General features: G+C 42.8%; 12 protein-coding genes. 5 read left to right on the top strand and 7 right to left on the bottom strand.

Annotation, left to right across the window (positions count from 1 at the left end; genetic code table 11):
• A partial coding sequence (locus tag P7J36_RS01740; RefSeq protein WP_408562425.1) for a transposase occupies nucleotides 1-565 on the bottom strand: 565 nt, incomplete at its 3' end.
• Between the two features lie 5 nt (nucleotides 566-570).
• Nucleotides 571-1302: an acyltransferase family protein gene (locus tag P7J36_RS01735; protein WP_408550926.1), complete on the bottom strand. Its 732-nt coding sequence runs from the start codon at nucleotides 1300-1302 to the stop codon at nucleotides 571-573.
• A gap of 189 nt (nucleotides 1303-1491) precedes the next feature.
• Here P7J36_RS01735 and rnc point away from each other — a divergent pair, with 189 nt between their 5' ends.
• From rnc to ftsY, 5 genes are read left to right on the top strand one after another with little or no spacing between them, the layout of a single operon-like run.
• Complete coding sequence (gene rnc, locus P7J36_RS01730; protein ID WP_408550927.1) at nucleotides 1492-2178, top strand: ribonuclease III; 687 nt, start codon at nucleotides 1492-1494, stop codon at nucleotides 2176-2178.
• Nucleotides 2179-2180: 2 nt separating this feature from the next.
• Entirely contained in the window at nucleotides 2181-5714 is a 3534-nt protein-coding gene (gene smc / locus P7J36_RS01725; RefSeq protein ID WP_408550928.1) for a chromosome segregation protein SMC, read from the top strand.
• Nucleotides 5711-6520 carry a Cof-type HAD-IIB family hydrolase gene (locus P7J36_RS01720; protein ID WP_408550929.1) on the top strand — a complete coding sequence of 270 codons (810 nt, stop codon included), beginning with the start codon at nucleotides 5711-5713 and terminating at the stop codon, nucleotides 6518-6520. The genes smc and P7J36_RS01720 overlap by 4 nt, the downstream gene beginning before the upstream one ends.
• A complete protein-coding gene (locus P7J36_RS01715; RefSeq protein WP_408550930.1) occupies nucleotides 6510-7322 on the top strand; it encodes a Cof-type HAD-IIB family hydrolase in 813 nt (270 codons plus the stop codon). The genes P7J36_RS01720 and P7J36_RS01715 overlap by 11 nt, the downstream gene beginning before the upstream one ends.
• 1 nt (nucleotide 7323) lies before the next feature.
• Nucleotides 7324-8598 (top strand): signal recognition particle-docking protein FtsY, encoded by a 1275-nt coding sequence (ftsY, locus tag P7J36_RS01710; RefSeq protein WP_408550931.1) that lies wholly within the window; start codon nucleotides 7324-7326, stop codon nucleotides 8596-8598.
• Between the two features lie 84 nt (nucleotides 8599-8682).
• Here the strand turns inward: ftsY and P7J36_RS01705 are convergent, their stop codons facing one another.
• The 5 genes from P7J36_RS01705 to P7J36_RS01685 all read right to left on the bottom strand — a co-directional run bounded on the left by P7J36_RS01705 (nucleotide 8683) and on the right by P7J36_RS01685 (nucleotide 12832).
• Nucleotides 8683-9357, bottom strand: coding sequence for a DNA alkylation repair protein (locus P7J36_RS01705; RefSeq protein WP_408550932.1), 675 nt, complete (start codon nucleotides 9355-9357; stop codon nucleotides 8683-8685).
• A gap of 43 nt (nucleotides 9358-9400) precedes the next feature.
• Nucleotides 9401-10888 carry a glucose-6-phosphate dehydrogenase gene (gene zwf / locus P7J36_RS01700; RefSeq protein WP_408550933.1) on the bottom strand — a complete coding sequence of 496 codons (1488 nt, stop codon included), beginning with the start codon at nucleotides 10886-10888 and terminating at the stop codon, nucleotides 9401-9403.
• 78 nt (nucleotides 10889-10966) lie between these two features.
• Nucleotides 10967-11782, bottom strand: a complete 816-nt coding sequence (locus tag P7J36_RS01695) for a TIGR03943 family putative permease subunit (protein WP_099831484.1) — start codon at nucleotides 11780-11782, stop codon at nucleotides 10967-10969.
• Complete coding sequence (locus P7J36_RS01690; RefSeq protein ID WP_099831483.1) at nucleotides 11779-12684, bottom strand: permease; 906 nt, start codon at nucleotides 12682-12684, stop codon at nucleotides 11779-11781. The genes P7J36_RS01695 and P7J36_RS01690 overlap by 4 nt, the downstream gene beginning before the upstream one ends.
• A 1-nt stretch (nucleotide 12685) precedes the next feature.
• Nucleotides 12686-12832, bottom strand: coding sequence for an SPJ_0845 family protein (locus P7J36_RS01685; protein WP_162840664.1), 147 nt, complete (start codon nucleotides 12830-12832; stop codon nucleotides 12686-12688).
• Nucleotides 12833-12946 lie beyond the last annotated feature (114 nt).

Genomic DNA, 12946 nt, shown 5'->3' with positions numbered 1-12946 from the left:
GAGGTTTTGTAGGAAATTCATCCTTTATTCTTTCGGCATATTGGTAAATCGTTTTCCGAAGTGCTTTCGACCGTTCCCTAAGGACCTCTTGAGGTTTCTTGTGACGATAATGGGATTTGGTATGTGTCGCATCTACAATGAGGATTTTTTGTTTAATGAGCTTGTGTTCAAGGGCGATTTGAACCGATTTTTGTATCAATAAGTCCAAAAAGTGTTCATCTTTGATACGTAACTTTCTGAACTTGGTAAGAGAGGACGCATCAATAACAGAATCCTCTGGAGCTAGACCAAGGAAATACTTAAAGGCCATATCCGATAACGAACGCTCGACAACATCGACATCAGATAAATGATAAATATCTTTCAACAAAAGGTATTTAAACATCATGATGGGTGAGTAAGCCTTTCGACCAAAGTCGACACAATAATGTTTCTCTAACTCATCATAGATAAAACTAAAGTCACAGAGTTCCGTTAGCTGCCGTAAAAAATGATTTTTGGGAACAACAATATCATACAGGGGAGAATAGGAACTAAGATCTAACTGAATTTGATTATCAAGCATAGGAATCACCTCGACTCTAGTATAGCAAAAAAAGCCATCAAGTTGATGACTTTTTCAGTGGGTTCGCAGACAAGTAGTTTGTTTTTTTGTCGGTATTGGAAAATGGGTTGATTGAGTTTGTCGGCTAGATAAAAGCCTGTCAGGACAAAAATCGGTGCGTAGAAGAGGCCATTGCGGCTGGTGAAAAAGAAGGTTTTGTAGCTGTCAAATGCGGTCAGGAAAATCGATTCTGCCAGGTAGGAGGAGTAGGTTTCGACTGAGCCTAGGAGATAGAGAAGGCAGGCTAGACAAGCTGTGATGCGCCAGCCCCATTTCTCCAAGGAAAAATGGACGAGGACAAGTCCTAGCAAGAAGGCGGGCATGTACCAGAGTTGGTAGCTGGTGCCGGTGTAGGTCAGTCCGACTAGGAGTGCGAGGGGATAGTAGGGGAAGGGGATTTCTTGGAGTGTTAGGTAGATGAGGTAGAAGGGCAGGTAGAGGGCGGACCAGGTCAGGTATTGTTTGCTGTAGCGGATGAGATATTGTTTGGAGAGGCTGGGGTAGTTGCGTCGGAGGAAGAAGCTGGCGGTGACCATGAAGTAGGGGACGACCATGCGACTAAAGATGGATTTTTGGATGAAGTGGAGCGGGTCTGCTTCAAATAACCTGCGGCAATGGAGGGCGATAACGAGAATGGCTCCGATGAACTGGATGAGGGAGAGCAGTGATGTATTGAGTGGTTTTGTCTTATTTTGCATGCTAACGTTTTTCTTTTTTTCTTCTATTTTATCGAAATCTGATGAATATGTAAATGTTTGCAAAAAGATGTGGAGAGGTGCCGGCTGAAACTTAGTTGACAAGAGAAGTCCAGTGGAAAATATGGTATAATGTTAGGACGGAGTAAATGTAAACCATCTATTTCGTTTAAGTTAGAAAGGAGCATATAGATGAAAGATTTACATGCAAAATTATTGGCTGATTTTGGGATTGATTTTTCGGATTTGAATTTATTAGAAACGGCTTTTACCCATACTTCTTATGCCAATGAGCATCGCCTTCTAAAAATTTCACATAATGAGCGCTTGGAATTTTTAGGAGACGCTGTTCTCCAGTTGATGATTTCCAAATATCTCTATCAAAAATATCCTGATAGCCCCGAAGGTGAGATGTCCAAGTTGCGTTCGACCTTTGTACGTGAGGAGTCTTTGGCTGGTTTTTCACGAGCTTGTGGTTTTGATCGGTTTCTTCGTCTTGGTAAGGGGGAAGAGAAGTCTGGAGGACGCAATCGCGATACCATTTTAGGAGATACATTCGAGGCTTTCTTAGGAGCTCTGCTATTGGACAAGGGGGAAAAGACCGTGGAGGAATTTATCCATAAGGTCATGATTCCTCGCTTGGAGAAAGGGAACTTTGAGCGCGTGACCGACTATAAGACTGCTTTGCAGGAAATTTTGCAGGTCAATGGTGAAATCGCAATTACTTATCGTGTGGTAGCCGAGTCTGGACCTGCCCATGATAAGACCTTTGAAGTGGAAGTGTCTGCGGATCACCGAGTTATAGGTCGTGGTCGTGGTCGCTCTAAGAAATTAGCTGAACAAGCCGCCGCAAAAAATGCTGTGGAGGCTAGAGGATAGGTATGTTTCTAAAATCGATTGAAATGCAGGGCTTTAAGTCCTTTGCGGATAAGACTAAGGTGGTCTTTGACCGTGGAGTGACGGCCGTAGTGGGACCGAATGGTTCTGGCAAGTCCAATATTACAGAAAGTCTGCGTTGGGCCTTGGGGGAATCTTCTGCCAAGAGCCTGCGTGGAGGCAAGATGCCTGACGTTATCTTTGCGGGAACAGAAAGCCGCAAGGCTCTTAACTATGCCTCAGTAGTGGTGACCTTGGATAATTCTAGCGGATTTATTGCGGATAAGGCTAAGGAAATCAAGGTAGAGCGTCATATTTATCGGTCTGGTGATAGTGAGTATCTGATTGATGGAAAAAAAGTTCGTCTGCGGGATATCCATGATCTTTTCATGGATACGGGCTTGGGTCGTGATTCATTCTCGATTATTTCTCAAGGTAGGGTAGAAGCGATTTTTAATTCCAAGCCAGAGGAACGCCGTGCTATTTTTGAAGAGGCAGCTGGGGTCTTAAAATACAAGACTCGTAAGAAAGAAACAGAAAGTAAGCTGGCTCAGGCTCAAGGGAATTTGGACCGCTTGGACGATATTATCTATGAACTGGATAATCAGGTCAAACCATTGGAGAAACAGGCACAAACTGCTAAGAAATTTCTAGAATTAGATGGTCAACGTAAGGAATTATACTTAGATGTTTTGGTGGCTCAGTTGTCGCTTGGTAAGGAAAAGTTATCGGAAAAAGAAGCCGAACTAGAATCTGTCAAAACTGAATTGACTAGCTACTACAAACAACGTTCTGAGCTGGAGCAAGAAAATCAGAATTTGAAAGAGAAGCGCCACCGCCTGTCAGAACAATTGGAGCGTGAACAGGCAGTTCTGTTGGATTTGACCAAGTTAATCAGTGATTTGGAGCGAAAAATTGAGGTCCATAAACTGGAATCTAGTCAAAACGAATCAAGTCGTCAAGAAGCGCAGGCGCGTTTGGAAAACTTGTTGACTCGACGAGAGCAGTTGGCAGAACAGATTGAGCAAAAGCAAGAAACACTTGCGCAATTAGATAGTTCCTTGTCTAGCTTGAAAGAAGATATTGCTGCGGTAGACAAAGAAATTTCCTACTTTTCAGAAGATCCTGATCAGGTTTTAGATCATCTGCGTGAACAGTATGTTGCTCTGATGCAGGAAGAGGCAGAAGCTTCAAACCGTCTGACCAAGATTCAGCAGGATATTGCCAATCAAATCAGTCTTTCTGAGAGTAAATCTGAAGACTTGGCACGCTTGCAGACAGAAAAACAAACAGCTCAAGAAGTACTTGATAAGAGTCGGAAAAGTTTAGAAGAAGCTGATCAGGTTTTACGCCAGTTACTTGAGAGCTATCAGACCCAAAAAACAGAATTGGATCAAGCCCAGACTGCTTATCAGGCTGAGCAAGGTCGCTTGTTTGATTTGCTGGATCAGTTGAAAGGCAAACAGGCTCGCCAGTCTAGTTTAGAAGCTATCTTGAAAAATCACTCCAATTTTTACGCGGGGGTTAAGGCTGTCTTACAGGCGGCACCAAGCTTAGGAGGAATTATTGGAGCAGTCAGTGAACAACTGACCTTTGATACTCGCTACCAGACAGCCCTGGAAATTGCTCTTGGTGGTGCTAGTCAAAACGTCATTGTTGAAGATGAAGCGACTGCTAAACGAGCTATCGCATTTTTGAAAGAAAAACGGCAAGGACGGGCAACCTTCTTACCTCTGACAACTATCAAACCACGTCAACTTTCGGGACAGCAAATCACTTTACTAGAATCTTCCGATGGATTTTTGGGGCTTGCAAGTGATTTGGTGACTTATCAGCCAAATTTAGATGCGATTTTCCAAAATTTGCTAGGCACTATCGCAATTTTTGATACCATTGACCATGCCAATCAGGCAGCGCGGGCAACCAAGTTTCAAGTGCGTATGGTGACCATGGATGGAGCGGAAATCCGTCCTGGTGGAGCCTTTGCTGGTGGTAGCAATCGAAATAACAGCACGACCTTTATCAAGCCTGAACTCGATGCTCTTTTGGAAGAAATAGCAGAGCTGTCTAGCCAGTTGCAGGAGCAAGAAAGCTTGGTTGCGACTAAGAAGAAAAGTCTAGACCAGATTAGAGAAGCCTTGGAAACTATTAAGACCGAGGGTGAAGAGGCTAGATTGAACCAGCAGAGTGCAAGGATTCATCAGGAACAAGCTGAAAATCGGCTGGCCCAAGTGACAGCCCAGTATGATTTGCAAATGAGTCAAGTCAGTCCAAGCATTCTGACGGAGTTGGAAGAAGAAGCTGCCAAGGAAGAAATCAATCTTCAAGCCTTGATGGAGAAAAAACAAGCCTTGGATCAGCAAATCAATCAGGTGCGCGACAATCGTGACAGTATTCAAGAAAGTTTGCAGAAACTACAGACTCAGAAGAGTCAACTAACTTTGGAACAGGCTGAACTCACTAGCCAACTTCGTTTTGAACAGACAGATCTGAGACGTTTGCAAGAAGAAAAAGTGGTTGCAGATAAGGAAATTTCTCTTTTAGAAGATATGATTGACCAGAAGCTAGAAGCTCTTGAAGATACTAGTATTGAGATTCTTGAAGAACAATTGCAGGCGGCATCTGATAAGCAAAACCAGACCAATCAGATTCTAATTCGCTTAAAGTTTGAATTGGAAGATATTGATGGGCAGTTTGAAGACTTGGAAGAAAGATTGCAACAAGCTCGGACTAAGAATGATGACTTGATTCGTAAGCAGGCTAAGTTAGAGGCGGATTGTGAGCAAGCGGGCGATAAATTACGGACTTTACTTGGTAATTTGACCGAGCATTTTAAATTGAGTTTTGAAGCTGCCCAGTCTCAGGCCAAGGAAGTTGAGAATCTTGCAGTTGCTGAACAAAGCCTCAAAGACCTAGAAAGAGCTATTCGTGCTTTGGGTCCAGTCAATTTGGATGCTATTGAGCAGTATGACGAAGTCAATAATCGCCTTACCTTCCTCAATGAGCAACGGACAGATATTTTGTCGGCACGTGATTTACTACTAGATACTATCCATGAGATGGATGATGAAGTCAAAGAGCGCTTCAAGGTTACTTTTGAAGCTATTCGTGAAAGCTTTAAGCAGACATTCAAACAAATGTTTGGCGGTGGTTCAGCGGATTTGATTTTGACAGAAGGTGACCTATTGACTGCGGGTGTGGAGATTTCAGTTCAGCCTCCGGGTAAGAAAATTCAATCTCTCAATCTTATGTCAGGTGGCGAAAAAGCCCTTTCGGCCCTCGCTCTGCTATTTTCCATTATCCGTGTTAAGACCATTCCTTTTGTAATTCTCGATGAGGTGGAGGCAGCCTTGGATGAGGCGAATGTCAAACGTTTTGGTGACTACCTCAACCGTTTTGATAAGGAGAGTCAGTTTATCGTCGTGACCCACCGTAAAGGGACCATGGCGGCAGCGGATGCCATGTATGGGGTGACCATGCAGGAATCTGGCGTGTCCAAGATTGTTTCCGTTAAGCTGAAAGATGTGGAGAAATTATGATTAACAAAATTTACGCCAGTGATATGGATGGTACCTTTTTACGAGAAGACCATAGTTTTGATAAGGAACGGTTTCGTCGTATACTGAATCAGTTTAAAGAAAAAGGTTATTTATTTGTGGCAGCAAGTGGGCGATCTATGCAAAGCCTGAAACTTGTTTTTGAAGATTTTGTAGATGAAATCGGTTTTGTGGCAGAAAATGGTTCAATCGTTGAATATCAGGGGCAGACTATCTTTATGGATGATCCAATTAGTCCTGAAATCTATCTGCCGATTATCGCGGGTATTGATGCAGGTCCCTTTGGTAGCAGTCGGTCCATGGTGCTGTCTGGTCTCGAAAACTTTTATTTATTAAAAAATGCTGAGCCTCAGTTTTTAGAAGCGATGACGAATTATTACGCACATTTTCGATTGGTAGACAGATTTGAAGACGTTCAAGAAGAGATTATAAAAATCAATGCCAAATTTTCTCCTGAGGAAATGGACAATGCCAGACGATGGTTAAATGATACATTTGAAGGTGTAACGGCCATGACAACTGGTTTTGACAATATTGATATAATTCCAAATGGTTCAAATAAATCAGTTGGATTGAGCCATCTCTGTGCTCATTTTGGAATTGCCCATCAGGATGTAGTGGCATTTGGTGATAATCAAAATGATTTGGATATGTTTGACTTTGCAGGTCTGGCTCTTGCGACAGAAAATGCAAGAGAGGAAGTGAAAGCACGGGCAGATTTGATGATTGGTCATTGCAATGATGGAGCAGTATTAGCCTATTTAGAGGAGGAAGTAAATGGCAATTAAGTTGATTGCATTGGATTTGGATGGAACACTTCTGACATCGGACAAACGGATTTCAGAAGCTAATAAAAAGGCCTTGCAGGCAGCGCGTGAGCGTGGAGTTTATGTAGTTCTGACAACAGGACGGCCTTTGCAAGCTATCGGTAGTTTTCTAGAAGAATTGGATTTGCTAGGTGAAAGCCAGTATTCCATCACCTTTAACGGTGGTTTAGTCCAGGAAAATACAGGTCGGGTTTTGGATAAGGTTGGCTTCACTATTGAAGATGTGCGCACCATCCGTCGTGTGACAAATGATTTGGACCTGCCACTGGATGTTCTCTATGGTGGTGATGTCTATTCTCTACCATCAGCTCATGAATCACTTTATCTAACTTGTAATCCATTGCTTAATAAAATTGTGGCAAGTGATGAGGAAATGCCAGAAGATTTTGTCTACAATAAGGCAGTTTCCGCAGTAGATGCAGCATTTCTAGATGGACAAATTCCAAAAATTCCTGTGGAACTTCACGAACGTTTCGAGATTTTCAAATCGCGTGATATCTTGCTCGAATGGAGTCCAAAAGGTGTCCACAAGGCAAATGGTTTGGCTAAGTTGATTGGACATCTGGGGATTGACCAGTCAGAAGTTATGGCTTGTGGCGATGAAGGAAATGATCTTTCGATGATTGAATGGGCTGGCTTGGGTGTTGCCATGGCGAATGCGACTGATGAAATCAAGTCTGCGGCCAACCTTGTCCTGCCAAAAACCAATGATGAAGATGGCATTGCTTGGGCCATCGAGCACTATGTATTGAATGAGGACTAGTATGGGATTATTTGATCGATTATTTGGACAAGAAAAACAAGAGGAGCAAGTCGCTCTTGTTGAAGAAGTAGAAACGGAGCAGTCGGCTTCTAGCGAAGATACTGTAACTGCTGAGGTTGAGTCAGCTGGTCAAGAAAAGGAAGAGTTCCAGTCTGAAGTAGTAGAGTCTGAATTGACTGCTGAGCAAGAAGCTCAGAAACAACGGACCTTAGACATGATGGCTCAGTATTATGCAGCCAAAGAAGCTGCTGCGGCTCGAGTGAAGGAAGCGCAGGAACAAGGCTTTGACCCTGCTATTCAAACCAAGGTCAAGGAAGAGCCTGTTGAGGAAGTTGCTCCAGTAGAGCAAGAAAGTGAGCAGGACAAGTATCAGCGGACCTTGAAAAAGACCCGTACAGGCTTTGGAGCACGGCTCAATGAATTCTTTGCCAATTTCCGTTCGGTTGATGAAGAATTTTTCGAAGAGTTGGAAGAAATGCTGATTTTGTCAGACGTAGGTGTGCAGGTTGCTTCTACTCTGACAGAGGAGCTCCGCTATGAAGCCAAGCTACAAAATGCCAAGAAGACAGATGAACTCCGTCGGGTTATCATCGAAAAATTGGTGGATATTTACGAAAAAGACGGCCAGTTCAGCGAGCAAATCAATTTCCAAGATGATTTGACCGTCATGCTCTTTGTCGGTGTCAACGGCGTTGGGAAGACGACGTCTATCGGTAAGTTAGCCTACAAGTACAAGCGGGCTGGCAAGAAGGTCATGTTGGTCGCAGCGGACACCTTCCGTGCGGGTGCGGTAGCCCAGCTGGTCGAGTGGGGTCGCCGTGTCGATGTGCCTGTGGTCACAGGACCTGAAAAATCAGATCCCGCAAGCGTGGTCTTTGATGGGGTAAAACGTGCCGTGGCAGAAGGCGTGGATATTCTCATGATTGACACAGCAGGTCGTTTGCAAAATAAAGAAAACCTCATGGCAGAGCTGGAAAAAATCGGTCGCATTATTAAACGGACTCTGCCTGATGCACCGCATGAAACCCTTTTAGCACTTGATGCCTCCACAGGTCAAAATGCCCTCAGTCAAGCCAAGGAATTTGCAAAAATTACCCCATTGACAGGCTTAGTCTTGACCAAGCTAGATGGTACTGCAAAAGGTGGTGTCGTCCTTGCCATCCGTCAGGAACTGGATATTCCAGTCAAGCTGATTGGTTTCGGTGAGAAAATTGATGACATCGGAGAATTCAAATCCGAAGAGTTCATGCGTGGGCTCTTGGAAGGATTGGTATAGAAAAAAGTCGTTAGTTCAATGAACTAGCGACTTTTTCTATCTGTATGCAGCAGTGAGTAAATGGCAATATCCACAATACCACGATTATTTCCTCTTCAACAATGCTTCTATCCAGTCTGGTGCGTAGGCAGAAGTACAGCCTTTTGGTACTTTCATATCTGCATAGACAGCTAACTCCTGACCGATTGCAAGACCTTGTTCTAGATAGTCGGGGTAAGCAACGGCAATCTCCACCAAGCATTGGTTCATAGTCCATTGGATAAGCGGGTCTGCGGTTTGCAAATGCTCGTTAATGTAGGTTAGCGTTTCTTCAATTTCTTGGTTTGTTGCTGTTTTTCCAGCAAAATATTTGGCACGAAGGAACCAACCAAGTCGCTGAAAAATAGCTTGGTCTTGGATGAGTAAGTATTCTTCCCAGTCTTTGCTATCCTTGCGTTTGCTAAGAATGATGGAAGCTAGCTTATCGAGGACGTTGACCGAAACTTGTTCATTGAGGCAAGTTTCTAAAGTAGTAGAAGTCAGCTGGTCAGGTTTTGTTTTGGCAATTTGAATAGCTAAATATTGTGCCTCAAGGATACCTGTTTGCCAGAGTGGAGCAAACAAGTCCAGTCGATTTTTATAGGCCTTGGCGATACCAGAAATAGCTCCCATCGGAACGCCGTAGTAGGGTTTAGTTTCGCCAATTTTTTCATAACGCTTGAGGGTGCCAGCATGGCTGGCTGCTTCAAGTTGGGTGAGAATGGTGTTTATTTCAGTCATGAGTACCTCCGAAAAAAACTGGATTGCTCCAGTTTTTATATTATTATTTCAACAAACCACGTTCACGATACCAGACATCTGGTGTCCAGACCCACTTGCAACCGTAGCTTTCTAGCAAATCAAAGGCTGCCTCAGGTCCCATAGTTCCAGCTGGATAGGTGTGGAGTGGGACTTGGTTGCTTGCCCACAAATCAACAATACGGTCAATCAAGCTCCAGCTTGCTTTCACCTCTTCCCAGTGGCTAAAGTTAGTAGAATCACCATTTAGGACATCGAAAAATAGTTTTTCGTAGGCTTCGGGTGAATTACCAAGCGCAGTTGCATTGTGGCGGAAGTTGAGTTTGGCAGGAGTAAGAGCAAAGTGAGAACCAACTTCCTTACCGTTGATAGATAGCATGAAGCCTTCGGTTGGTTGGATGAAGATGGTCAAGACATTGGCTTCAGAAGGCTGACCAAAAATATCTTCCGCATGCTTGAAAGTGATGGTCACGCGCGTGCCCTTTTCTGTCAGGCGTTTACCTGTACGGAAGAAGAAAGGGACATCACGGAAACGGTCAGTATCAACGAAGAAGACACCTCCTGCAAAGGTTTCTGTCTGAGAACCTTCGGCAATATTTGGTTCATCCAAGTAGCTAACATAGTCTTTTCCGTCGATGGAACCTGCTGCATATTGACCACGGATGAAGTTGCGTTTGAGGTCCTCATCAGAAGGCTGACGAAGGTGTTGGAAGACCTTGATCTTTTCGGCGCGGACATCTTCCTCCTTGAAGCTGGCTGGCTTATCCATTGCTAGAAGTGAAAGAACTTGAAGGGCATGGTTTTGCACCATGTCTTTTAAGGCGCCAGAATGGTCGTAGTAGCCCCCACGATCTTCAACGCCAATCGATTCGGCAAACGTAATCTGAATATTGTCAATAAAATCACGATTCCAGATATGCTCAAAGATAATATTGGCAAAGCGAACCGCAAAGATATTTTGCACCATTTCCTTGCCTAGGTAATGGTCGATACGATAGATTTGATCTTCATTGAAAGCAGCCGCCAATTCATCGTTGAGTTTGCTTGCGGTTGCAAGGCTAGTTCCGAAAGGTTTTTCAATAATCAAGCGTTCAAAACCTTGTCCATCAACGATTTGCTCAGATTTGAGGTGTTTGGCAATGGTTCCGAAAAATTCAGGTGCCATAGAGAGGAAGAAGACCTTGTTGTGCTGGGTATCATATTTTTCACACAAGTCGTCCTGCAATTTACGAAGAGCTACATATTGTTCCGTGTCATTGACATCATGGCTTTGATAGTAGAAATGACTAGCAAATTCATGAGCTTGACGTGGTGTATCAGGCAAATCACCTAGTGATTCAATGACGGTTTGCTCAAAAAATTCCTTGGTCCAGGGTCTGCGAGCTGTACCAATTACTGCAAAGTTTTCCTTGATGTGTCCGGCCTTATAGAGGCGAAATAAAGATGGGTAAAGTTTGCGTTTGGCAAGGTCGCCACTAGCACCAAAAATTGTAAACAATACATGTGATGACATAATTTCATTCCTATCTGTTGAATATCATTAATAGTATACCACAAATTGTCAGAAAATTCACTTTTTGAGTTGGGATTATTAGAAAACACGGTAGACGTATGGGGAATCTGGCTGTTCAATCTGAACCATCGATTGTAATTCAAGTGTTGGGAGATTTTGTTTCAACGATGTGTGGTAGGAAACCTTGATTGTTCCTCTGGTTTTTACCCAAGTATTGTTAGGAAATTCTGTGGTAGCCCCCGTAGAGAGTAAGCCATATACCCCAGAATCAGCAATGCAGTGAATAATACCAAAGCGGAAAAGGAAAAATTGCTGGCTATTGTCAGGGTCATTGTAGACAAATCCAATCATTTCAATCGTTTTTCCTGAAAATTCCGTAGGATAGTCGTAGATTGCTTCCATCACTTCCATATAGTTTTCATTAGTAACAACAATGGTTTCTTCAGCCAAGTATCTATCAGCAATTTCACGCATCTGGTTTTGATAGGCAGATTTTGTAAAATAAATAGAAGTATCAGGCTTGAGATACTGAACAGTCGTCCCTTCTTGGTTTTGTGTATTAGCATCGTTTTCTGCTGCTAGTGGGAAATGATAGCCCTTGGCAGCAACAGTTGTTGAATCCAGGCTTACCGTAGGAAAGAGCCAGGCTATAGCAAGAGGAATGAGCAATAGTCCAATGCTTGATAGTTTGGCAATTTTGCTTTTTAAATGGCTATGTACTCGAATTTCTTTTACCCAGACATACAATTGTACGATGGCAAGTATGAAAGATAAAATCATGGATAGATAGGCTAGATAGCTATAGTGCAGATTGATGTATTGGTCTAATTTTCCAGAAATATAGAGATACATGGTCATCTCAAAATAGCCTGCAAGAATTAAAAAACGAATCATACTACACCTCCAAGTATCAGACTATATCCCAAAATAACGAGAGTGATAGTAATGATAAAACCGGCTATAAATTTTCCCTTGAAATAATGTTTCATCATGAGCAAGTTTTTAACATCCACCATGGGTCCGATAACTAAGAAAGCCATTACTGGGGCAAATCCGAAGCTGGATAGTAGGGATGCACCAATAAAGGCATCGGCTTCAGAACATAGGGAAAGAAGAAAGGCCAGCAACATCATCAGTATAATAGCTGTTAATGGACTGTGACCGATGGTAGTCAGGACAGCAGTTGGAATATAGACTTGTACGAGACTGGCAAATAGACAACCAAAGACTAGGTAACGTCCCGTATCAAAAAATTCATCAATGGCATGAATAAGTGCGAAGCCAACTTTTTGCCAGCTGGTTTTATCTGAATAATCATGCTGGTGATGGTCAAACTTGCTTCCTTTAAGAATTTGTCCTTTTACGAAAAAACCAAGAATGATTCCCAATACTAGGGATACAATGATGGCTCCTAGGGCTCTATAGAGGGCGAAAAGTAGGGAATTGCCAAAAGCGGTAAAGGTTGCAAAAAGGACGATAGGATTAATGACAGGCGCCGTTACTAAAAAGGGAACAGCAGTGTAACTCGGCACTTTTTTCTCTAATAGCCGATTGACAATAGGGACAATACCACATTCGCAAGACGGAAAAATGAAGCCGATAAAGGTTCCAAATAGAATGGCAAGAAACTTGTTTTTAGGTAAGAGTTTACGAACCTTATCTGGTGTTATAAACACATCGATAAAACCTGAAATAATAGCTCCAATCAAGACAAAGGGCAAGGCTTCAATCATGATAGACAGGGAAATAGCCCCCGCCTGTAGGACGGAGGTAGGTAATTGATCAAGACCAAACATATTATTTTTTATCCTGATTCAAGTTGTTTTTCTCGGAATTTTCTTTTGATTTTGAATCTGGATACTCAATTTCTTCCAATTTTTCAAATGAAGCAAATTCTTCCAGCATCTTTTCTAAATCATCTTGTCGTTTATAGGTTACAGCCATAGGGCACCTCCAAAAATTTTATATACACATTATACATTTTTTACTGAAAATTATCTAAAGGAATCTGTTTTTATTGAAGCGCAAATATAGTTCGCACCCTCAAATCATGATATA

This window comes from Streptococcus suis, from assembly GCF_046032115.1.
Classification (GTDB): Bacteria; Bacillota; Bacilli; order Lactobacillales; family Streptococcaceae; genus Streptococcus; species Streptococcus suis_AJ.
This window is presented reverse-complemented; position numbering and strand designations above follow the sequence as displayed.